Source organism: Streptomyces sp. NBC_00620 (assembly GCF_026341825.1).
Lineage (GTDB): Bacteria > Actinomycetota > Actinomycetes > Streptomycetales > Streptomycetaceae > Streptomyces.
Genome location: NZ_JAPENY010000003.1, coordinates 1,770,181 through 1,792,257, shown reverse-complemented (window position 1 = coordinate 1,792,257; position 22,077 = coordinate 1,770,181). Strand labels below are relative to the sequence as shown.

Below are 22,077 nucleotides of genomic sequence, written 5' to 3'. Positions count from 1 at the left end.
GACAAGGGGTTAGGAAATGGGGTGTAGAAAGTCCCCCACGAAGGCGTTGGTGAACTTGCCCGCGGGGTCGAGCGACTGGGCCAGCGACCTGAAGTCGTCCAGCCGCGGGTACCGCTCGCGCAGCACCGCCGACGGCACGGTGAACACCTTGCCCCAGTGCGGCCGTGCGTCGAAGATGTCGAGCGCCGCCTCGACCCGCCGCACCACCGGCAGTACGGCCGCGGTGTCCTCGACCCAGGTGAAGTGCAGGGCGACGGTGTCCCGCCCGTACGCCGGGCTCAGCCACTGGCGGTCGGCGGCGACGGTCCGCACCTCGCAGACCTGGAGCACCGGTGCGATCGTCTCGCGGATCGCGTCCAGCGCGTGCAGCGCCGACAGGGCGTTCGCGCGCGGCAGCAGATACTCGGACTGGAGCTCGGCCCCGCTGCTCGGGGTGAACTCGGCCCGGAAATGCGGGAGTCGCTCGTGCCAGGGGCCGGGTACGCCGAACTGCTGGGTGCAGTTGCGTGCGGGCATGCCCGGTACGGGGTGCGCGGCCTCGGTGGCGGGCTCGGCCCACGGGAACCCGGGGAACGGCTGGTCGGTGCGCCGCTTGAGCCACACCTGCCGGAATCCCGGTCGCCCCCAGTCGGTGAAGAGACTCACGCTGTACGCCGATGCCGCCACCGCCTCGAAGTCCAGCCCCTCCAGGGGGAGTTCGGTGAACACCTGCTGGCTCACCTCGAAGTCCGGCTCCAGGTCGAGGGTGAGCGCGGTGACGACGCCGAGGGCGCCCAGCGAGGTCACGGCACCGTCGAAGCCGTCCTCGCCCCGGGCGATCGTCACCGTCGAGCCGTCCGCCGTGATCAGCTCGACCTCGCGTACGGCGGAGGCCAGCGAACCGTTCGTGACCCCCGAGCCGTGTGTGCCGGTCGCCACGGAACCCGCCACGGAGATGTGCGGGAGGGACGCCATGTTGTGCAGCGCGAGCCCGTGCTCGTGCACCTGGCGGGCGAGTTCGGCGTAACGGACGCCGCCCGCGACCCGTACCGTACGGGCCGTCGTGTCGACGTCCACCGCCGGGGGCAGCGCGGTCAGCGAGAGCAGTACGCCGTCGTCGCCCGGCTCGGGGATCTCGTTGAACGAGTGCCCGCTGCCCAGGACACGCACCTTCCGGCTGTCCGCCACCAGCGTCGCGAGTGCGTCGAGCGAGTGCGGCCGGTGCAGTTTCTTGGCCGTGTACGTGATGTTGCCGGCCCAGTTGGTCAGGGTCTCGGTCATCCCTGTGATCCCTCCCCGGGAAGTCGCCGTCCGCCGCGGCCGGTGTAGTGGCCACCGGGGGAACGTACCTTGCCGGGGCGCGGCCCTCCACGGGCGGTCCGTCGAGTCGTGGTCGTGACCCACCGCCCCGTCCATTGACCCTCCCGCGCGGCGACAACTACCGTAGAGACCGGTTGCTATCCATGAAGTCGCCGAGCCGGAAGGTCGCCTCCTTGTCCGAGCGTCCGTTGGCCTTGTTCGCCATGACCGCCCAGAACGTGCCGCATATTTTCCCGCCGGAGGTACTGGCTCGTTTGCGCGACTCCGTAGAAATCGATCCCACTCTGGTGGCCGAGAACTTCACCGACCCCCGGGTGCGCGAGGCTCTCGCGGAGACCGAGATCCTGATCACCGGCTGGGGCTGCCCGACCCTCGACGAAGTCACCCTGGAAGCCGCACCGAAGCTGCGCGCCGTGCTCCACGCCGCGGGCTCCGTCAAGAGCCTCACGACACCCTCGGTCTGGGCACGCGGACTCGCCGTGTCGTCGGCCGCCGCCGCCAACGCGCTGCCCGTCGCCGAGTACACCCTCGCCATGATCCTGCTCGCCGGTAAGGACCTCTTCACGCACCGGGACCGGCTCCGCTCCCAACGCGCCTTCCCCTACGGGGAGATCATCCCCGGCATCGGCAACTTCGGCCGCCGCGTGGGCATCGTCGGAGCCTCCCGCATCGGCCGGCGTCTCATCGACCTGCTCCGCCCCTTCGACCTCGCGGTGAGCCTCGCCGATCCGTACGTCGACGAGGCAGGGGCCGCCGAGCTGGGCGTTCCGCTGCTGCCGCTCGACGAACTGCTCGGCGGCAGTGACGTCGTGACCGTCCATGCCCCGGAGACCCCTGAGACGCTCCACCTGATCGGCCGCCGCGAGCTCGCCCTGATGCCGGCCGGGGCGGTCCTCATCAACACCGCGCGCGGGTCGCTCGTCGATCACGACGCGCTGATCGACGAGCTGCGCACCGGACGGCTCAGCGCGGTCCTCGACGTCACCGCCCCCGAGCCGCTGCCGGCCGACTCCCCGCTGTACGACCTTCCGAACGCCTTCATCACCCCGCATCTCGCGGGTTCCCAGGGCAACGAGGTCGCCCGACTCGGGCTCACCGTCGTGGAGGAGATCGAACGGCTGTTGTCCGGGCGGGAGTTGGCCTTTTCGGTCGACCGGGAGGCGCTGTCCCGGGCGGCGTGACCGTCATCGGGTTCCGGCCGGGTCTCATCGGTATCCCGGCCGGAACCGCACCTGCTTTCGATGTGCGGATATCGTTGTTCTTGGTCGCTCCGGCAACTAATAACGTCAATCAATGGTCACTTGGATGCGATATCGGTAGCATCCGCCCATGACGTACAGCCGCCGCCTGCCCGAATCCGACCTCACCCGCCACAGCCGCCTGCGTGAACAGGGCAGCCTCGATCGCGCCGACCTCGACGCGATCCTCGACGCGGGGTTCGTCTGCCATCTCGGAGTGATCGTCGACGGGCGCCCGCTGGTCGTACCGACCGTCTACGGGCGGGACGAGCGGCAGCTGTACGTCCACGGTTCGGTGGCCAGTCGCAGCCTCGCGGCCGACAGCCCGGTCTGTGTCACCGTCACGCACATCGACGGGCTCGTGCTCGCCCGGTCCGTGTTCGAGCACGGCGTGAACTACCGGAGCGCGATGATCCACGGCGTGCCGCGAAAGGTCACCGACCCGGAGGAGAAACTCGAAGGCCTGCGACGGCTCACCGAGCACGCCACGCCAGGTCAGTGGGACTACGCGCGAAGGCCCAGCCGCAAGGAGCTGGCGGCGACCACCCTGCTCGCGCTGTCCCTCGAAGAGGCCTCGGTGAAGATCCGTACCGGCGCCCCGGACGACGGGGACGGACCCGACGCCGAGCTGGGCCTGTGGGCCGGCACCCTGCCGCTGACCTCGGCCTGGGGCGCGCCCGAGCCCGATCCCCTGCTGGCCCCGGACCTCGCGGCTCCGGCACACATCGCGCGGCGCGAGGGGACCCGGCACGGGTGACGCGCAGGCAGGGGCATAACGTGAGGAGTTGAGCACAGGGCTCGAACACTGAGCCTGAGTGAGCCGGGAGCGAGGAGATCGGGATGGGCGGCAGCCGTACCGCGCTGGTCGAGGATCTGATGGAACGGTTCCCGCACGTGCCGCGGGAAGCCGTCTTCAAGGAGGACCTGCTCCGGGGAGGTGTCGCCTTCGACGCGTCGGCCCTCTCCGACAACGAGGGCGGTGACGTCAAGCCGAAGTCGTACTTCATCTTCTCCTTCGACCACGGCACCCTGCCCGAGCTGGGCGAGGCCGCACTCAGGCGCCCGCCCGAGGAGATCATCCTCACCGGTGGCCCGTACGACCTGCGCCGCACCGTCGTCTCCGTACGCGTGAACCCGGCCTCGCCGTACCGCGTGGCCGCCGACGAGCACGGCGTCCTCGGGCTCTACCTCGACGGGAAGCGGATCTCCGACGTCGGCGTGCCTCCGATGCCCGAGTACTACAAGCACAAGCTCTCCAACGGGAAGTCCGTGATGGAGGTGGCCCCGACCATCCAGTGGGGCTACCTGATCTACCTCACCGTCTTCCGCGTCTGCCAGTACTTCGGCGCCAAGGAGGAGTGCCAGTACTGCGACATCAACCACAACTGGCGCCAGCACAAGGCGGCGGGGCGCCCGTACACCGGCGTGAAGGACGTGGACGAGGTCCTCGAGGCGCTGGAGATCATCGACCGGTACGACACCGCCAAGGCGTCCACCGCGTACACGCTGACCGGCGGCGCGATCACCTCCAAGCTCCAGGGCCGTGACGAGGCCGACTTCTACGGCATGTACGCCAAGGCCATCGAGGAGCACTTCCCGGGCCGCTGGATCGGCAAGGTCGTGGCACAGGCGCTGCCGAAGGACGACGTACAGCGCTTCAAGGACTACGGCGTGCAGATCTACCACCCCAACTACGAGGTGTGGGACGAGTACCTCTTCAAGATGTACTGCCCGGGCAAGGAGCGCTACGTCGGCCGCGACGAGTGGCACAAGCGCATCCTCGACTCGGCGGAGGTCTTCGGCGCGCGCAATGTGATCCCCAACTTCGTGGCGGGCGTGGAGATGGCCGAGCCCTTCGGCTTCACCACGGTCGACGAGGCCATCGCGTCGACGACGGAGGGGCTGCGCTTCTTCATGTCGCACGGCATCACGCCCCGCTTCACCACCTGGTGCCCGGAGCCGACCACCCCGCTGGGCAAGGCCAACCCGCAGGGCGCGCCGCTCGAGTACCACATCCGCCTGCTGGAGGCCTACCGCGCCACCATGGACGACTTCGGGCTCCAGTCGCCGCCCGGATACGGTGAACCCGGCCCGGGGCGTGCGGTGTTCTCGGTCAGCTCCTTCATGGACAGCCTTCCCGCACGGGAACCCGAGACGGAGCCGGCCGGCCTGTAGTCGGGTAAGCACCTAGTCATCAACTCGCCGCCGGACCGCGGCCGGGACGTACCCCGGCCGCGGTCCGGCGGCTTGCGCCCGGTCATGTCACGAACCAGCCGTCACGCTGATACTTCCGCGCCTCAATTCCGTATAAGACTGTGGATGCCCGCAAGGCGCTCGCAAGGCCGGAACCCTGGCCGCGCAACCGCTTACCGCTTCATTTGAATACGCGGCTTGTCAGTTGTGTGGAAACCGTGAAAGGCTCGGGCCCCGTCGTTGAGACGGACCCCAACTCCTTTGTAGGACACGTGAGTTGGCATTGCATGACTTGGCACATGGACGCAGTTGATGCAGGAGCCCCCCATGCCTGACCTGCCGACCCCCCAGGACGCTGCCGAGGCCGCGCTGTTCTCGGAGTGCTGGGACGTGGTCCTGTCGTACGCCGACCTGTGCACGTCCGGTTCCGCCGCGGCCACGCAGCTGGCGACCGAGGCGTTCACCCACGGCATCCGTGAGGCGCGCGCCCTCGGTTCAGGAACGAAGGGTACCGGCCGCAGGACGCCCCGGCTGCCCCGAATTCCCTTGCTGCTGACCTCGGTTCGCACCACCGCCGCCGCCTGGGAGGAACACGGGCAGGGCCACCGGCTCGACCCCGACCTCAGGCTGTGGCTCAACTCCGGGAAGGCGGCCCGCTATACCGGGCCGCCGCTGCACCGCCCGCTGGCGCTGCGCGGCCTCCGTGACATGCAGGAACCGGACGCGGCGCTGCTGTGGCTGGCCGAGGTCGAGGCACTGCCGCTGCCCGCGGTGGCCCGAAGACTCGGCCTCGACCCGGCGGCCGCGGCAGAGGAACTCGCCCAGGTCCGGGCGCTGTTCAGGGACCGGTGCCATCGCAACCACCTCGACACCCCGATGGACGCCAACTGCCGCAGCTACGCCCGGCTCCTGGACGCGGTGACCCGCTCGCCGGGCGCCGAGACACCCGAGGACCTCTCGCGGCATCTCGCCCGCTGCGTGGACTGCGCGGAGGCGGCGGCCTGTCTGCGGCTGCACGGCGGCGGGCTGCCCTCGGCGCTCGCGGGCGGCGTGATCGGCTGGGGCGGCCTCGCGTATCTGGAGCGGCGCCGCCGGGCGGCGGACGCCGGTCTCCTTGGCGGACGCAGGGACGCGGCCGTGGACACCGGCCTCGCCGTGGGCAAGATGACGGCGCCCCGGATCGGCCGGACCGGGCTCCTGGTCACGGCCGTCCTCGTCTCCGCGCTGGCACTCGGGGTCACGCTGATGCCCTCCGACGACACCACGGGGACCGACACCTCGGCGGGCGGAGAGTCGGTGAACCGCCTGCCCGTGGCGGAGCCGGGCACCGTGCTCCCGGCGGCCACCGCCCGTCCCTCGGGCTCGTCGGCGTCGCCCGATCCCTCGGAATCGGACCCCCGCACGGGGGCGACGACCCCGAACCCCGATACCGAACCCCAGGGCAATTCCTCGTCCTCCGCCGACGTGACACACAAGGCGGCGGAACCCACGAAGACCGCGTCGCCGTCCTGCCAGATCAAGTACGAGATCATCAACCAGTGGCCGGACGGCTTCCAGGCCACCGTCACCGTCACCACCACCAAGGCCCTCGGCACCTGGCGCGTCTCCTGGACCTTCCAGGACGGCCAGCGGGTCACCCAGATGTGGGACGGCACCTTCGCCCAGGAGGCCACCCGAGTCACCGCCACCGCCGCCGACTACAACAAGACCGTCGCCGCAGGCGGCACCTTCACCGTCGGCTTCCTCGGCTCCTGGCAGGGCACCAACTCGGTCCCGGACGACTTCACGCTGAACGACGCAAGCTGCGCGACCGGGAGCTGACCCGGGCGCCTCGTCAGATTCGCCCGATTGCTCCGGTCGCCCTGCCGCCCGTTGCTCTGTCCACTGGGCGAGATCTTCCGGCCGAGGCGTTGCGCACCCCGTCCCGCTTGACTTAATTTCTGAAATTAAGTCCGGTGGGGAGTGAGGGGAACCATGAGAGCCGAGGGCATGCGTCGAGGCAACGCTTCGGCGGTTCTGCGTGCCGTCCTCGCCGGGGGCCCGCTCTCCCGCGCCGACATCGCACGCAGTACGGGTCTGTCGGCGCCCAGCGTCACCAAGCTCACCGCTGTACTCGTCGAGGCGGGGGTACTGCGTGAGGAGGCCCCGCTGGAGGCGGCGCAGGGGCGGCCCCGTGTGCCGGTCGGCGTCGACCCGCGTGGCCCCGCCGCGCTGGGCGTGCACATCGGGCTGCTGCGGACGACCCTCGGGCTCGTCGCCCTCGACGGGACCGTCGCCGCCCAACGGGTCCTCGACCACGACGCCCCCGCCGACGGCGGGCTCGACCCGCGCCGCATCGCGGAGCAGGCCGTCGACGGCGCCCGGGAGTTCCTGGCCGACCGGCTCGGCGGGCGGCGGATCCTCGGGACCGGCATCAGCCTCGGCGGCTGGGTGGACGGTGACACGGGCACGGTCGTCGAGCACAGCGCCCTGGGGTGGAGCGACGTACGGCTCCTTGAACTGCTTGACGGGCGGCTGCCCGGGCCCGTCCTCCTCGACCAGAACGTACGGGCCTCCGCGCGCGCCGAGTTGTGGTTCGGCGCCGGGCGCGAGGTGGACGACTTCGTGTACGTCTTCTTCGGCAACATTCTGGGCGCCGCCGTGGTCGTCGACCGTTCCGTGCACCGTGGGCCGGGAGCCGCGGCGGGCGGCATCGAACACCTGCCGGTGAGCGGCGAACCGGGCACCCCGTGCCCCTGCTGCGGAGCCGCCTGCCTCTCGGCAGTCGCCAGCGACGCGGCCCTGGTGGAGCGGGCCCGCACCGCGGGCATCCTGTCCGCCGCCGACGAACACCTCCCGCTGGAACGGCTCATCGCCGCCGCACGCCCGGCCGGCACCGGCTCCGGCGACCTCCGCGCCCAGGAACTGCTGCGCACCCGCGCCCGCCACGCCGGCCGTGCGGTCGCGACCGTCGTCGACCTGCTCAACCCGAGCCGGGTCGTCCTCGCGGGCGGCATCGTCGCCGCCGACGAATACCTGGCCGACCTGCGCCAGGAGATCACCGACCGTGTGCACCGCGGCTGGAGCGCCACCGAACGCGTCGTGACCAGCACCTTCGGCTCCGGCACGCTGGTCGTCGCCTCGGCGATGCCGCTGCTGGAAGGGGTCTATCAGGACCCGATCGCACTCCTCGGCCCCGAAGGCCGGGAAAGCCCGGCAGCTCAGGGCGTCGCGTCATGAACCCCTTGCGGCAGGAGAGCTGGGAGCTGTTCCGGATCACCGTGAGCGCGCGGACGGAGTGGCTGGTGCTGCGAGTCTGCGGGCCGGACGGCGATCACGGATACGGGGAGTGCTCGGACGCCGGGTCGTTGGAGACCGTGATACGGGAACTGGACCGGTTCGACGGCGCCTGCGATTCCTGCGGCTTCGCCGCGATCACCGTACGCGGTGCCGTGGAGCAGGCACGCCTCGACCGCGTCGCCCGCCGCGCGGGCGTACCCCTGCGAAAGTTGATCATCGGTCAGGAAGCTTCGAAAACCGTCGAGTTGTACGCCAACATCAACCGCGCCCCGGGCGGCCGCACCCCGCGCGACATCGCCGCGACCGCCGAAGCCGCCGTACGCGAAGGCTTCACGGCCGTCAAACTCGCCCCGTTCGACACCCCGGACACCGACGGGCGCCGTACCCTCGCCGAGATCGGCCTGGAGCGCGTCCGCGCCGTACGCGAGGCGGTCGGCTCCGGCGTCGACGTCATGGTGGACGCGCACGAGCGCCTCACCCTCGACGAACTCACCCCGCTGCTCGGCCCGTTCGAGGAGCTGGCCCTGTACTGGCTGGAGGACGGCGTCGGCATCGCCCGCCCCGCCGAACTGGCCGAACTGCGCGCCCGCACCCGACTCCCGCTGGCCGGAGGCGAGTTCGCGCACCGGGCCGACGACATCGAAGCCGTACGCGGACTCCTCGACGTACTGCTGCCCGACGTGAAGCACGCGGGCGGCCCGCGCGCCGCGCTCGAACTCACCCGCCGGACCCGGGGCACGGCCCGCATCTCCTTCCACAACCCCTCGGGACCCGTCGCCACCCTGCACGCGGCGCAGCTCGCGCCCACCGACGCGGCGGTCGCCGAGCGCCTGGAGTTCGCGTACGGCGAGGTCGCCTGGCGTTCCGACGTCGTGCACGGCGCCGAGCGGGTCCGCGACGGCCGGCTCACCCTGCCGGACGCCCCCGGAATCGGCCTCGAACTCGACACCGATCACCCGGCGGTCACCCGGGTCTGGAGCGGGCGCCTCGAACCGCGCCCCTCCTGTTGTAGCTGACACCTCACCACGCGCTTTCGCAGCTCTCGCCTGCCCTCTCATCTCCCTTGCTCTTCATCTCCCCTTCTGCCGACCGGAGTTCCGTCATGCCCTCGTCCAGCAACCTCCGCACACCCGAAAGACTCGCCATGTCCCGGCGCCGACTGCTCGCCGCCATCGGTGCCGGCGGCGCACTGCTCGCCGTCCCCGCCTGCCGCAGCGCCGCCGACGAGGGCGCCACGACGTCAGGGACGGCCGCCGCCAAGGGCGGCACGCTGAAGATCGCGCAGACCGCCGACATCGCGCCCGCCACCCTCTTCGGCCAGAACAACCCGAACTTCACCGTCGCGCGCACGGTCTTCAACACGCTGACCGAGTACGACCACAAGACGCTCGAGCCGAAGCCGTCGCTCGCCGAGTCGTGGACCGAGGCGAAGGACGGCAGGTCCATCACGCTGAAGCTGCGCGAGGGCGTCACCTTCCACAGCGGCCGCGCCTTCACCTCCGCCGATGTCGCCTTCGCCATCGAGAACCTGAAGAAGGACACCACCGCGTCCCAGCTCAAGCACGTCGCCCTCGCCATCGAGAAGATCGACGAGACCGACGCGCACACGATCACGCTGCACCTCGCGCACCCGGTCAGCAACCTCTTCGACCTCTTCGAGATCCTCCTCATCGTCGACAAGGAGTCCATCGACGAGCTGCTCAAGGGCACGAAGATCATCGGCACCGGCCCGTTCAAGGTCGCCGACTACACACCGGGTACCGGCTTCGAGCTGAAGCGGAACGACGCGTACTGGAAGAAGGGCGCCCCGCTGCTCGACGCCATCGAGGTCTCGGTCGTCAGCCAGTCCGCCTCGATGGTCTCCGGGCTCCGCTCCGGCGGCACCCACCTCCTCGTCGACGTCGCCCCGCTGGACGCGGCCTCGGTCAAGAACGACACCCGCTTCGAGGTGACCGTCTCCGACGCCCACGACTCCGGCTTCTACGTCGCCTCCAACGTCAAGGTGAAGCCCCTCGACGACAAACGCGTACGCCAGGCCGTCGCCTGGGCCGTCGACCGCGAGCGCATCCTCAGCCAGGTCCTCGGCTCCATCGGAACCGTCACCTCCCTTCCCTGGGCGACGAGTTCACCGGCGTACGACAGGACGAAGGCCGCCCACTACAGCCGCGACCTGAAGAAGGCCAAGGCACTCATCGAGGCGGCGGGCGCGCAGGGCGAGAGCGTCAAGGTCGTCTACAACGCCGGGCTCGCCACCAACGCGAAGATCGCCGAGATAGTGCAGTACGACCTCACCGAGTTGGGCCTGGACGCGAAGGCCGAGCCGCTCCAGGCCGCCGACTTCCTTGCTCAGCTTCAGGCGGGCGAACTCCCCGGCCTGTTCATCAACGGCCACGGCTTCGGCCAGCTGCACCCGGCGACCCTCGTCAAGGGCGCCTTCCCCTTCAACGCGGACAAGAACGCCTCGAACTTCGACAGCGACGCGTACCGGACCCTCGCCGACCAGCTGTGGAAGGCGACCGAGGAAGCCGAGGCGAAGCAGGCCGCCGACGCGCTCAACGACCTGCTGCTGGAAGAGCAGTTCGTATCCGACCTCGTCGCGAGCTCCCACACGTACACGCGCAGCAAGAAGGTTCAGGGACTGAACTGGACGATGTACGACTACCTCGACCTCGACCAGACCTCGATCGGCTGACCCCGCCATGCTCCGCTACGCACTGCGGCGCGTGCCGTCCGCCCTGCTCGTGCTGCTGGTGGCGTCCGTGCTCGTCTTCGGTGTCCTGCGGCTCGCGCCGGGGGATCCGGCCGTCGTCCTCGCGGGCCCGGACGCCTCAGCGGCCACGGTCGCCGAGGTGCGATCCTCGCTCGGCCTCGACGCCGCGCTGCCCGTCCAGTACTGGACCTGGCTCACCGGTGTCCTCACCGGCGACCTCGGCACGTCGTTCATCCTCGGCGCGCCGATCACCGAACTGATCTGGCACAGCCTCGGCAACACGCTCGAACTCACCGCGGCCGCCCTGCTGTTGGCGCTCGCGGGCGGCGGCGCGGCGGGCATCGTCCTAGGCACGGCACGCCGCGCACGCCTGCTCAGCGGCGCCGTGAACCTCGCACTCGCCGTCCCGCCGTACGTCACCGGTGTGCTGCTCGTCCTCGTCCTCGCCGTCACCTTCAGGGTGCTGCCGGCCTCCGGGCACGAGTCGCTGCTCGCCGACCCGGTCATCGGCGTGCAGTACCTGCTGCTGCCCGCGCTCTGCCTGGCACTGCCCACCGGCGCGGTCCTCGCCCGCTTCCTCGCGGCCTCGCTGCGCAGGTCCCGGCAGGAGGACTTCGTCCGCACGGGCCGGGCCAAGGGCGTGACGGAGGGGCGGCTGCTGGCCCGGCACGTACTGCCGGGTGCGCTGCCGCCCGTCGTCACCGTCCTGGGCATCCAGGTCGGTCAGCTCCTCGGCGGCGCGATCGTCGTCGAGGCGGTGTACGCCTGGCCGGGGGTGGGGCAGCTGCTCCTGCAGGCCGTACTCAGCCGCGACTATCTCCTCGTACAGGATCTGCTGCTGTTCGCCGTCGCGGTGTTCGTGGTGCTGCAGACACTCACTGACCTGGTGCAGGCGGGGCTGGATCCGCGGGCGCGGATCGGGGGATCGGTATGACCACCCTGGTCGCGGTACGGGTCCGGCGCGCCGTCGGCTCCCGGGCGCTCCGCGCCCCCGCCGCCCGCTGGGGTCTCGCCCTCGTTGTCCTCCTGGTGCTGCTCGGGGCGGCCGCGCCCTTGCTGACCGGGCATTCACCGCTCACCCAGGGCACCGGCGCACTGGCCGGGCCGAGCGCCGAACACCCCCTCGGCACCGACGAGTTCGGCCGAGATCTGTTCAGCCGCACGCTGTACGGCATCCGGCTCGACCTGCTCGTCGCCTTCACCGCGGTGCCGCTCGGCGCGGTGGCCGGAATCGGCCTCGGCCTGCTGTGCACCCTGCACCCGGCACTCGACGTCGTCCTGCAACGGGCCTTCGACGTCATGCTGGCCTTCACCGCCCTGATCCTCGGCGTCACGCTCGCCGCGATCCTGGGCGCGGGCACGGCCGCCGTCTTCTGGACGGTGACGGGCGTCAACATCCCGCTCTTCGGGCGGATCACCCGCGATGCGGTACGAGTGGAGAAGGACCGGGAATACGTCCTGGCCGCAGTGGCCCTGGGCGCCCGACGGGGCCGGATCCTGCTCGGCGACATCCTGCCCAACATCGTCGACCCGCTCGTCGTGCAGGCGGCGCTCTCGCTGTCCACGGCCGTCTTCGTCGAGGGCGCGATGAGCTTCGTGGGCATCGGAGTCACCCCGCCCACCCCGTCACTCGGCGCGTTGCTGCGGACCAGCGTGTCCTTCCTGGCCGACAATCCGGCCTACGCACTCGGTCCGATCACCGTCGTCGTGGGGCTTGTCGTCGGCTTCAACCTCCTCGCCGACGGGCTGAACAAGGGGTTGCTGAAACGATGACTGTCGCTGTTGTCACTGGTGCGGCTCGCGGAATCGGGCGCGCCATCGCCACCGAACTCGCCGACCGCGGGCACATGGTCGTCGCCGTCGACATCCTGGAGTCCGTACGGGAGGCGGCCACCGGGCGGATCAGGCCGGTGGTCGTCGACCTCGCCGACTCCGACGCGCCCGAGCGCATCCTCGACGGCGCCTGCGGGGTGCTCGGTGGTGTTCCCGGGAACCCTGACGGCGCTCCCGGTGCTCACGACGGCGCTCCCGGGATTCTCGTCAACTGCGCCTTTGCCGAAGAGCGTTCGGCTCTCCTCGACAGTACGGAGTCCGGCTGGGGGCTCACCTTCGACGTCAGCCTGCACGCGGCCGTCCGGCTCTCGAAGGCCTTCGCCGCCCGGTTGATCGCCGAGGAGAGGCCGGGTGCCATCGTCAACATCGCTTCCGTACATGCTCAGTTCGCGGCTACCGGGTTCGGCGCGTACTCAGCCGCCAAGGCCGGGCTCGTCGCTTTCACCCGGACCGCTGCGCACGAATGGGGCCCGCACGGCATCCGCGTCAACGCGGTCGCGCCGGGGCTCGTCATGGTCGAGCGCAATGCCCAACTGGCCGATGACCCGGAAGAGTTCGCCGCGCGGGTCCGGCCCTATCCGCTGCGCCGGGCCGGTCTGCCGCACGAGGTGGCCCGGGCCGTCGCGTTCCTCGCCGGGGACGACGCCTCGTTCGTCACCGGTGCCGTACTGCCCGTCGACGGCGGCCTGTCCGCCCGTACCCCGGAGGTAGACCTGTGATGCACCGCGCGCGATGTAGCCGTCTCCGTGCCGCGCCCTTCCCCCGTCCCGCCGTCCCTCACGGAGTCCCGCCATGCGTTCCGGAAGCACCGCCCTGCTGACCTGCCTGACGGCCCTCGGCGCGGCCCTCATCGCCGCCTCACCGGCCCAGGCCGCCCCCACCACGTACTACGTGGACTGCTCCGCCGCCGCCGACGGCACCGGCGGCTCCTCCTCCCCGTACAACTCCCTGACCTCGGTCAACGCCCTCACCCTCACGGCCGGTGACCAGGTTCTCCTGCGGCGCGGCACCGCCTGCTCGGGCCAGCTCGCCCCGGACGCCACCGGCACCGCTTCTGCCCCGGTCGTCATCGGCGCCTACGGCAGCGGTGACAAGCCGGCGGTCAACGCGGACGGCGCGGTCAACGCCGTACTCCTCGACAACACCCCGTACATCACCGTCCAGGACCTGGAGTTGACGGCGGACGGCGACAACACGGCGTACCGACGCGGGGTTTACGTCCACGCGGCGGACGCGGGCGTCGTCAGCGGCATCACGCTGCAACGGCTCGACATCCATGACGTACGCGGTGTGCTGCCCGCGACGGTCAGCGGGAACTATCACGGCACCGGAAAGTACGCGAACGCCACCGGCGGCATCGTCATCGAGGCGCAGGGCACCACCACGCCGACGGCCTTCGCGGACACGCGCATTCTCGACAACGAGATCCACTCCGTGGACCGCGAGGGCATCTACACCTGGTCCAACTGGTGCAAGCGGGACCAGCTCGCCGCCTTCTGGCAGGACACCCTGTGCTTCGCCGACTGGAAGGCCTCGACCGGTCTGGTCGTCCGCGGCAACGACCTGCGTGACATCGGCGGAGACGGCATCGTCGCCAAGGGCCAGGACGGCGCGCTCATCGAGCACAACAAGGTCACCGGCTTCAACGAGCGCGCGGGCAGCGTGAACATCGGCATCTGGACCGCCAACAGCGACAACGGCCTCTTCCAGTACAACGAGGTGTCCGGGGGCAACACGACCAAGGACGGCCAGTCCTACGACGTCGACCACTCCACGTCCGGCACGGTCTTCCAGTACAACCTCTCCCACGACAACGACGGCGGCTTCTTCCTCATCTGCCCGTACGACACTCCGGTCACCGACTTCACGATCCGCTACAACATCTCGGTCAACGACCGCACCCGCACCTTCCAGGTGTGCTCCGGCGAGATCGACAACGGCGACATCTACAACAACACGATCTCCGTGGGCACCGGCCTCAGCCCGGTCTTCCTCACCGAGTCCACCTCGGACCCGCTCGACCTGGCCTTCACCAACAACATCGTCCGCAAGTCCGGCTCGGGATCGGTGAGTTGGAACTACTCCGACGCCAACGTCACCTTCGACCACAACGCCTTCCACGGCCTGACGGCACCGGCGGCGGCGACCAACACGGTCACCACCGCACCGGGTCTCGTCGCCCCCGGCCTCCGCGATCCGCACGGCTACCGTCTCATCACGGGGTACGGAACACTCGGCACCGGCGCGGTGGTCGCCGGCAACGGGGGACTGGACTACTACGGCAACGCGGTCTCCTCGACAACCGCCCCGAACATCGGGGCGTACGGCGGCAGCGGTACGACGCCCCCCCCTGGTGACCGACCTCTTCGACACGCTGTCGTCGACCTGGACCACAACGGGTACCGCATCCGTGGTCACGGACCCCTCGGGAGATCTGGGCAACTCGGCCCGCCTGACAGGTACTTCGACCCTGACCCGCACCATCGGCGGCACCACCACACGCCGCGTCTCCGCCCTCGTACGCTCCGACTCCCCGTCCACGCCCGTCGCCGTCGAGGTCCTCAACTCCTCGGGCACGGTCGTCGCCACCGCCACGCAGTCCGACACCACGGCGGGGGAGTGGCACCGCGTGGAGCTGTCCGCACCGTCGACGGCGACCATGCTGCGGGTTCGGGCGACGTCGCCGGGGTTGTCATACGTGGATGACGTGATCGTGCAGCCGGTGGGTTGATAACGGTCGGCCGAGACCCGGCGGTTGATGCCGGTCGGTTGATCCCTGCGGGGCCTGGGGCGACGCCTCAGGCCCCGCCGCGGTCACGCGTCCGACAGCAGCACCTCCAGAGCCACCCCCGTCTCCGGATAGCGGCCGGCCAGTGCGGCGCCCCGCGGGCCGGGATCCGCCGGCTCCCATGCCCCGTCGCAGCCCAGCAGGCCCGCCACCGCGTCGCATGTCGCGGGGTGGGCGGCGAGGAGTGCGGCAGGGCGGTTGCCGTCCGGGTGCCGTGCCGGGTGGGCGGCTTGCGGTTGTGGCCGGGTCCGCCAGGGCGGGACCCATTCGTCGAGCGCCGCGAGCCGGCCGGGAAAGGTCCGTCCGGCCTCGCGGATCAGCAGCGGAGCCAGCTCGGTGCCGCTCGATCGCAGGGTGGTGATCAGGGTGGGCAGCCAGGGCAGGAGCACCGGGTCCGGCAGCCGCCCGAAGGCGTTCGACACGGCTTCCACGACGAAGTCGGTGAGGCTCGGGACGGGCTCCAGGGCGTGGACGAAGCCGCTCAGATAGCGCGGGTAGGCGGGCACGACCAAGGGGTTGGCGAGGAGTTCGTCGCACCTCGCCCGCAGGTCCGCGCGGGAGAGGTGTCCGAGCTGCGTCCGGGCCGCCCACAGCAGCGCGGTCCTCGACGGGTCCTGCGGATGCGACTGGGCCACGGCCAGCTCCAGTTGGGTCCGGTCGCAGCCCAGCGACAGCGCCAGACCCTCCATGCTGAACAGGAAGCCCAGCATCGCCGCCACCTGGCGGACGGTGGCGTCCTCGTCGGTGAACGCGGTTGGCAGCAGGGTGCAGTAGTGCGCGTATCCGGCCTTCACGAAGGACTCGATCCACGGCGGCAGCACCGGCTCACTGGTGCGGTAGTACGCAAGCAGACGCCGCACCCGGCGCAGCACCTCCGGCGCGCCGTCCACGCCGCGTTCGGCCGACAGCACCTCCAGAGCCCGGGTGCCCAGCTCGTCGGGGAGACGGCGGCCGCGCAGGTACAGCGTCGCGTCCTCGACGGCCGCCAGGACGGTCGCCGCGGTGGCCTGCGGGCCGTACGCCGCCCGGCGCAGACGCTGTTCGAGGACCTGCTCGATGCTGACGCCCTCGTAGCCGAGCTCGATGAGCGCACGCTGATGGGTGCCGAGCGCCAGGTCCCACGACTCCTGGATCGGCCGCTCGCCGAGCTTCCGCTCGCCCATGATCGGCCGCGCGGTGCCGTGCGGCATCAGGTACTTCAACATCCACAGCACGTCGGAGCAGGGCCCCAACTCCGGCTGGGCGGCCATGTCCAGCAACGCCCGCTGCACACCGCGCTGTTGAAGCCTGAGGTTCAGCGGCGCGAGCCGGTCGTGCACATCGCGGGCCAGCGGCGGCAGCGCGTCGTAACCGACCTGGCCGACCCGGTCGCCGCCCATCATGATCTCCACGAGGCGGCGCACATCGCGCCGGCCCGGCACGGAGTCCTTCTCGATGCAGGTGACGGCCGCGTCCTGGAAGTCGTACGGCGTGGGCTTGGCCCGGTCGCGCATCCCGGCCAGCAGGATCGACGTCTCGAACACCGCGATGGCGTCGGCCGTGGAGGCCAGATAGCCGGCCCGGCGTGCGGCACGCACGATGTCGACCGACCAGCCGAGCAGTTCCGCCTCGTCCAGCGGGTCCAGGACGGGCTGTTGGCGCAGGAAGCCGGTCAGCCTGTCCGAGGGCGGGACGGCCGACGGTACGGGGGCCGCGGCGGCGGTCTTCCTGGCGCGCGTCTTCTTCACGCCTGCCTGTCCCGTCAGGCGGTACGGCTCCACGCGCGTGCGCCCGACGTTCTTCGCCCATTGCGTCGCGGCGATCGACACCGAGCCGGCGGCGAGGCCGAACTGCGCCTCGATCGCCGCGTGGCTGGACGGAATCAGGCCGTGCTGCCACTTGGTGGCACTGCGGGGACCGATCTCGAAGGTGTCGCTGCCGTGGACGCCGAACTCCGCGACGCGGCTGGCCGCGTGGAAGGCGCCGCACACGTAGAGGCAGTCCGCGGCATCTGCGCCGGACGCGGCGAGGTGCTCGCGCATCCGGGTCCACATGTACCGCTCGCGGTCCTCGTCCACGCGGACCCGGTGCGGGTCGCCGGGTGCGAGGCGCCGGAAGAGGCTGCCGATCAGCAGCATGACCTGGCGGTAGGTGTCGTGGTCGCTGTCGCCGAGCGGCAGTTCGACGTACTGGTGCCACCACTCCGACCAGTGCCGCACCCTGCCGTGCCGCAGCAGGTGCTCCTCCAGTTCGGCGAAGCGCGGCCGCAGGTCGCCGATCTCCACGCCGACCGCGTCACCGTGCAGCGCGGCCTCCTCCTCGGCGGGCGGTGCGTCCGGATCGGTCGGCCCGGCATCCTCCGTACCGCGCGCGTCCCACTGGTAGACGTGGTCCGAGGAACGGTCGACGAGGACCAGTTCGACGCCCGGGGTGTCCAGGGCGTAGGCGATCGCCTGGTACTCGGCGGAGGCCTCGGTGATCGGGGCGACCACCGACAGCGGGGACCACTCGGCCGGGAAGCCGTCGACCTCGGTCGCGAAGGCCTGGACCGCCACCGGGAGCCTGCAGTTGCGCAGTTCGGTGAGCAGCGGCGCCATGTCCTCGCACAGCTCCAGATAGACGACCTTCGGCTGCTTCTCGCGCAGGCGGCGGGCCATCGCGAGCGCCGAGGCGGGCGAGTGGTGGCAGACCGGGAAGATCTCCAGCGGCTCGCGCACCGCGCGGTCGACGTCCTCGACGATGCCGAGGAGGATGCCCTTCAGAGCGCCCGGACCGTCGGCGAACTCCGTCGCCGCTTCCTGCAGTTGGGTGCGCAGTGCGGTGAAAGTTCCCTCGCTCATGACAGGGTGGCGATCGCGTCGCGGCCGCCCTCCAGGAACTCCGGCCAGGAGCCGCCCTCTTCCTTGCTGCGCGGCTCGACGACACCGTGCAGGTACTTGTTGAGGATGGCCAGGTCCTCGGGTTCGCGCCGGGCCAGCGACCCGACGAGCGAGGAGGCCAGTGCGCGGGCGGTCAGGGCGCGTTCGCCGAAGAAGTTGCCGTGCAGGATCGCGTCCTCGAGCACCCCGATCTGCTCGGCGGTGGACAGCGCCGACTCCAGCTTCTCGTCGTCACTGCCGGCCGCGGACGCCGAGGCGCGCAGGTCGGCGAAGCTCTGCAGCAGCACGTCGAGCAGCGTCGGCGGCACCTCCAGCTCGATCTGGTGGCGGCGCAGCAGTTCCTCGGTGCGGAAGCGGACGATCTCCGCCTCGCTCTTCTTGTTCGTCACCACCGGGATGCGGACGAAGTTGAAGCGGCGCTTGAGCGCCGACGACAGGTCGTTGACGCCCCGGTCGCGGCTGTTGGCGGTGGCGATGATCGAGAAACCGGGCTTGGCGAAGACGATGCTGTCGCTGTCGAGTTCGGGAACCGAGACGTACTTCTCGGACAGGATCGAGATCAGCGCGTCCTGGACGTCGCTGGTGGAGCGGGTGAGTTCCTCGAAACGGCCGATCGCGCCGGTCTCCATCGCGGTCATGATCGGCGAGGGGATCATCGACTCCCGCGATTGGCCCTTGGCGATGACCATGGACACGTTCCAGGAGTACTTGATGTGGTCCTCGGTCGTACCGGCCGTCCCCTGCACGACCAGCGTGGAGTTACGGCTGATCGCGGCGGCCAGCAGCTCGGCCAGCCAGCTCTTGCCGGTGCCGGGGTCGCCGATGAGCAGCAGACCGCGGTCGGAGGCCAGCGTGACGATGGAGCGCTCGACGAGACTGCGGTCGCCGAACCACTTCTGCGCGACCTCCCGGTCCAGGCCGTCGGAGCGCTCGGAACCCAGGATGAACAGCCGGATCATCTTCGGCGACAGCCGCCAGGAGAAGGGCTTGGGGTTGTCGTCGACGGACTCCAGCCAGTCCAGCTCCTCGGCGTACTTGATCTCGGCGGGGGCGCGCAACAGCTCGGACATGCAAGGGCCTTTCTGGGCGTGAAAAGTTTTGGGAGTGACGCGTCTGAGGCGTGTGAGTGCTAGGTGAGGAACGTCTTGAGCTCGTGGACGAGCTTGCGGATGTGTCCGGAGAGCACCGGCGTGCCGAGGGTCTTGAAGCGCTCACGGAACCAGGGGTTGACCTCCTGGCGGCCGGAGCTGGTCACCGATCCGACCGGGATGAACTTCACCCCGGAGCGGTGAACCGCCTCGATGCCCTCGAACAGCGGCTGGGAGCGGTCGAATTCGTAGAAGTCCGAGATCCACACCATCACGGTGTTCCGCGGCTCCGTGATCTTCGGTCGGGCCATGGCCATCGCGACGGGCCCGTCGTTGCCGCCGCCGAGTTTGGTGCGCAGCAGGGTCTCGAAGGGGTCGTGCACCCAGGGCGTGAGGTCGAGCGCCTGTGTGTCGTACGCGATCAGGTGGACGTCGACCTTCGGCAGCCCGGCGAAGATCGACGCCAGGATCGTGCAGTTCACCATCGAGTCGACCATCGAACCCGACTGGTCCACGACGACGATCAGCCGCTGGGGCATCGTCTTGCGGGCGGTGTGCCGGTAGTAGAGCCGGTCGACGTACAACCGCTCCTCCTCCGGGCTCCAGTTGGTGAGGTTCTTCCAGATCGTGCGGTCGAGGTCGAGATTGCGGAACACCCGCTTGGGCGGGACGGAGCGGTCCAGGTCGCCTGCCGTGGCCTTCTCCACCTGGGTGCGCAGCACTTCGGCGACGTCGTCGACGAAACGGCGGATCAAGGACTTGGCGTTGGCCAGGGCGACGCCGGAGAGGTTGCTCTTGTCCCGCAGCAGCTGCTCGATCAGCGACATGCTCGGGGTCAGCTGTGCGGCGAGCTTGGGGTCGGCCAGCACCTCGCGCAGATGCATCCGCTTGACGAGATCGGCCTCGATGGCGCCGAGTTCGGGGCCGAAACCCGGGATCAGCAGGCCGCCCGCTCCGGCGCCTCCGCCCGCGCGGCCGCCGCGCAGCTCGCCTGGCCGGCAGCCGAGCGCGCGCTCCAGCCATCCCGCGTCGGACTGCCAGCGGGCCAGCTGCCCGGCGGTGACCGTGCCGGAACCGGAGGCGAAGACGTTGAGCAGCACCTTCGACACCAGTGCCGCGCGCCGTACTTCGGCGGCCCGGTCGCGGGCACCGGCGTCGACGCCGTCGGGCTCTGGCGCCATCAGACCGTCGAACTCGGTGGCCAGCTCCGGATGGCGCTGCACGATCGAGTCGATGGAGGCCCCCGGGTCCAGCAACGCGGGCGGCAGACCTAGGTCCTCGACGACGGCGAGGCTCCCCGATTCCAGGGCGGGCTGCTCCTCGTGGTCGAAGAGGCGGGCGAGGAGCCGCCAGTACTGGATCTGCCGGCGGTTCTCCTCGGAGTCCGCCCGGGGTGCGCGGTCGGTCGTCTGCTCGGTCATTTGCGCAGCAGCCTTCCCGCGCGCTCGCGCAACACCGTGACGGCATCGGTGGCTGCCTTCTCGGCCTTGACGGCGGCCTTGTCGGTCGTGCCTCCGGCCCACGCCCCGGCGTGGACAGCGAGGGCCTTCTTCCGCACGGTCGTCTCGACGGCGAGCGGCTGGACGCGGTACCTCCCGGCGTCCCAGCGGAGCAGGCCGATACAGGCGCTCGACCCCGCGACGGCTTCCGGTGTCAGCGGTCCGGCGGCCGGGATGCGGTCGGTGTCGACGGCGAGGGGTTGTCCGGCGACGGTGAAGGTGAGGATGTTGCCGCCGTGTGCACCCTTGTCCTTGTCGATGGTGTAGCCCTCCAGGAACACCGGCAGGGCGATGCGCGCCGGGTGCCGGTCCAGCGGTGCCGTCGCCGTGTCGGTGGCGGTCGGCAGGGCGACGCGGGCGGTGACGAAGGCGTCGGCGGGCTCACCCGGGCGGGCGTGCTCGTCGCTCCAGACCAGGTCGCCCTCGGCGGTGACCGGCATACCGGTGAGGCCCATCGAGCGGCCTTCACTGACGGCCGCCAGCAGTGACATGTGGGGGCGGAGCAGCTGCCAGACACCGGCTCCGACGACGGTGTCCGGTTTCGGCACCGAGACGCAGGCGCGCACCAGGCGGGGCGCGGTGCCGTCGGCGGGCTCGAACACCGCGTGGACCTGGGCCTGCGCGGAGGTCGCGTGTTCCTGGAGGTCGACGCCGAGGGGCAGCAGGCGGCCGGTGGCGGTACCGGTCGGGGGCGCGGCGCCGGCGCCGGGCAGCGTCAGGAGCATCGCCCGCGACCAGAGGTCGCCCCAGCGGCGGGCCGGGATCCTTTCCAGGGTCGCGCCGGGGCAGGACGCGGCGAGTTCGGCGGAGAACCCGTCGAGAAGGGTCGCCAGGCGCCGCAGGGCGGGGTCGGGCAGCATCGCGGAGACGACCTGCGCCGCCCCCGAGACCACCTCGTGGTCGATGCCCTGCCAGCCTGCGCGCGCGAGATCGGACAGCCAGGAGCGGGCGGCGGCGAGCAGGTTCGCGGCCTGCCGTTCGGCGGGCGCCGGGGGTGTCACCTCGCCGCGGGTACGCCCGGTCACCTCGTCGAGACGGCTCGCGAGGGCGTCGTGGACGGAGCCGAGGAGTGCCGTGCGGGCGGCCGCGAGGGCGACGAAGTGGTCCTCGCTCGCGACTCCGGACGCCGCCTTCTCGGCCGCCTCGGAGACCCGGGAAGCGAGCGGTGTGCCCGCGACCGAGTGGGCCAGCTCCGTCAGCCCGGCCACCTGGGCGGGCTGGGGGCGGAGCAGGCCGGCGACGAGCGCCCGGTCGAAGGCGTCGACGGCCGTCAGCGCTTCGTCGAGCCCGTC

At 70.7% G+C, this 22,077-nt stretch carries 16 protein-coding genes; 11 read left to right on the top strand and 5 right to left on the bottom strand.

The window, feature by feature from the left end:
• Nucleotides 1-9: 9 nt before the first annotated feature.
• Nucleotides 10-1,260, bottom strand: coding sequence for an FAD-binding protein (locus OG246_RS39075; RefSeq protein WP_266473860.1), 1,251 nt, complete (start codon nt 1,258-1,260; stop codon nt 10-12).
• Between the two features lie 212 nt (nt 1,261-1,472).
• On the opposite strand from OG246_RS39075, the gene OG246_RS39070 reads away from it, so the two are divergent.
• The 11 genes from OG246_RS39070 to OG246_RS39020 all read left to right on the top strand — a co-directional run bounded on the left by OG246_RS39070 (nt 1,473) and on the right by OG246_RS39020 (nt 15,258).
• Entirely contained in the window at nt 1,473-2,480 is a 1,008-nt protein-coding gene (locus OG246_RS39070; RefSeq protein WP_266473858.1) for a hydroxyacid dehydrogenase, read from the top strand.
• Nucleotides 2,481-2,628: 148 nt separating this feature from the next.
• Entirely contained in the window at nt 2,629-3,294 is a 666-nt protein-coding gene (locus OG246_RS39065; protein ID WP_266473855.1) for a pyridoxamine 5'-phosphate oxidase family protein, read from the top strand.
• A gap of 83 nt (nt 3,295-3,377) precedes the next feature.
• On the top strand, nt 3,378-4,712 hold the full coding sequence (locus OG246_RS39060; RefSeq protein ID WP_266473854.1) for a radical SAM protein: 1,335 nt from the start codon (nt 3,378-3,380) through the stop codon (nt 4,710-4,712).
• A gap of 345 nt (nt 4,713-5,057) precedes the next feature.
• Nucleotides 5,058-6,551, top strand: coding sequence for a cellulose-binding domain-containing protein (locus OG246_RS39055; protein WP_266473853.1), 1,494 nt, complete (start codon nt 5,058-5,060; stop codon nt 6,549-6,551).
• Nucleotides 6,552-6,719: 168 nt separating this feature from the next.
• Nucleotides 6,720-7,949, top strand: a complete 1,230-nt coding sequence (locus OG246_RS39050) for an ROK family transcriptional regulator (protein ID WP_266473852.1) — start codon at nt 6,720-6,722, stop codon at nt 7,947-7,949.
• Nucleotides 7,946-9,025 carry a mandelate racemase/muconate lactonizing enzyme family protein gene (locus OG246_RS39045; protein ID WP_266473851.1) on the top strand — a complete coding sequence of 360 codons (1,080 nt, stop codon included), beginning with the start codon at nt 7,946-7,948 and terminating at the stop codon, nt 9,023-9,025. The genes OG246_RS39050 and OG246_RS39045 overlap by 4 nt, the downstream gene beginning before the upstream one ends.
• Nucleotides 9,026-9,111: 86 nt before the next feature.
• Nucleotides 9,112-10,701, top strand: a complete 1,590-nt coding sequence (locus OG246_RS39040; RefSeq protein WP_266473850.1) for an ABC transporter substrate-binding protein — start codon at nt 9,112-9,114, stop codon at nt 10,699-10,701.
• Nucleotides 10,702-10,708: 7 nt separating this feature from the next.
• Complete coding sequence (locus tag OG246_RS39035) at nt 10,709-11,653, top strand: ABC transporter permease (protein ID WP_266473849.1); 945 nt, start codon at nt 10,709-10,711, stop codon at nt 11,651-11,653.
• Nucleotides 11,650-12,492 carry an ABC transporter permease gene (locus OG246_RS39030; protein ID WP_266473847.1) on the top strand — a complete coding sequence of 281 codons (843 nt, stop codon included), beginning with the start codon at nt 11,650-11,652 and terminating at the stop codon, nt 12,490-12,492. Before OG246_RS39035 ends, OG246_RS39030 begins: the two co-directional genes overlap by 4 nt.
• The gene (locus OG246_RS39025; RefSeq protein ID WP_266473845.1) at nt 12,489-13,271 is read left to right on the top strand and encodes an SDR family NAD(P)-dependent oxidoreductase; all 783 of its coding nucleotides are present in this window, start codon (nt 12,489-12,491) and stop codon (nt 13,269-13,271) included. The genes OG246_RS39030 and OG246_RS39025 overlap by 4 nt, the downstream gene beginning before the upstream one ends.
• Nucleotides 13,272-13,344: 73 nt before the next feature.
• Nucleotides 13,345-15,258: a right-handed parallel beta-helix repeat-containing protein gene (locus OG246_RS39020; protein ID WP_266473843.1), complete on the top strand. Its 1,914-nt coding sequence runs from the start codon at nt 13,345-13,347 to the stop codon at nt 15,256-15,258.
• Nucleotides 15,259-15,366: 108 nt separating this feature from the next.
• Here OG246_RS39020 and OG246_RS39015 read toward each other — a convergent pair whose 3' ends face one another.
• From OG246_RS39015 to OG246_RS39000, 4 genes are read right to left on the bottom strand one after another with little or no spacing between them, the layout of a single operon-like run.
• Nucleotides 15,367-18,159: a DUF5682 family protein gene (locus OG246_RS39015; protein ID WP_266473841.1), complete on the bottom strand. Its 2,793-nt coding sequence runs from the start codon at nt 18,157-18,159 to the stop codon at nt 15,367-15,369.
• The gene (locus OG246_RS39010; protein ID WP_266473839.1) at nt 18,156-19,268 is read right to left on the bottom strand and encodes an AAA family ATPase; all 1,113 of its coding nucleotides are present in this window, start codon (nt 19,266-19,268) and stop codon (nt 18,156-18,158) included. The genes OG246_RS39015 and OG246_RS39010 overlap by 4 nt, the downstream gene beginning before the upstream one ends.
• 59 nt (nt 19,269-19,327) lie before the next feature.
• On the bottom strand, nt 19,328-20,707 hold the full coding sequence (locus tag OG246_RS39005) for a VWA domain-containing protein (RefSeq protein ID WP_266473836.1): 1,380 nt from the start codon (nt 20,705-20,707) through the stop codon (nt 19,328-19,330).
• The gene (locus OG246_RS39000; RefSeq protein WP_266475022.1) at nt 20,704-22,059 is read right to left on the bottom strand and encodes a hypothetical protein; all 1,356 of its coding nucleotides are present in this window, start codon (nt 22,057-22,059) and stop codon (nt 20,704-20,706) included. The genes OG246_RS39005 and OG246_RS39000 overlap by 4 nt, the downstream gene beginning before the upstream one ends.
• Nucleotides 22,060-22,077: the final 18 nt, after the last annotated feature.

Coding starts and splice junctions, on each gene's coding strand:
- OG246_RS39005 (WP_266473836.1), bottom strand. CDS start 20,707: ATGACCGAGCAGACGACCGACCGCGCACCCCGGGCGGACTCCGAGGAG.
- OG246_RS39030 (WP_266473847.1), top strand. CDS start 11,650: ATGACCACCCTGGTCGCGGTACGGGTCCGGCGCGCCGTCGGCTCCCGG.
- OG246_RS39015 (WP_266473841.1), bottom strand. CDS start 18,159: ATGAGCGAGGGAACTTTCACCGCACTGCGCACCCAACTGCAGGAAGCG.
- OG246_RS39065 (WP_266473855.1), top strand. CDS start 2,629: ATGACGTACAGCCGCCGCCTGCCCGAATCCGACCTCACCCGCCACAGC.
- OG246_RS39040 (WP_266473850.1), top strand. CDS start 9,112: ATGCCCTCGTCCAGCAACCTCCGCACACCCGAAAGACTCGCCATGTCC.
- OG246_RS39075 (WP_266473860.1), bottom strand. CDS start 1,260: ATGACCGAGACCCTGACCAACTGGGCCGGCAACATCACGTACACGGCC.
- OG246_RS39050 (WP_266473852.1), top strand. CDS start 6,720: ATGCGTCGAGGCAACGCTTCGGCGGTTCTGCGTGCCGTCCTCGCCGGG.
- OG246_RS39045 (WP_266473851.1), top strand. CDS start 7,946: ATGAACCCCTTGCGGCAGGAGAGCTGGGAGCTGTTCCGGATCACCGTG.
- OG246_RS39055 (WP_266473853.1), top strand. CDS start 5,058: ATGCCTGACCTGCCGACCCCCCAGGACGCTGCCGAGGCCGCGCTGTTC.
- OG246_RS39025 (WP_266473845.1), top strand. CDS start 12,489: ATGACTGTCGCTGTTGTCACTGGTGCGGCTCGCGGAATCGGGCGCGCC.
- OG246_RS39020 (WP_266473843.1), top strand. CDS start 13,345: ATGCGTTCCGGAAGCACCGCCCTGCTGACCTGCCTGACGGCCCTCGGC.
- OG246_RS39010 (WP_266473839.1), bottom strand. CDS start 19,268: ATGTCCGAGCTGTTGCGCGCCCCCGCCGAGATCAAGTACGCCGAGGAG.
- OG246_RS39035 (WP_266473849.1), top strand. CDS start 10,709: ATGCTCCGCTACGCACTGCGGCGCGTGCCGTCCGCCCTGCTCGTGCTG.
- OG246_RS39060 (WP_266473854.1), top strand. CDS start 3,378: ATGGGCGGCAGCCGTACCGCGCTGGTCGAGGATCTGATGGAACGGTTC.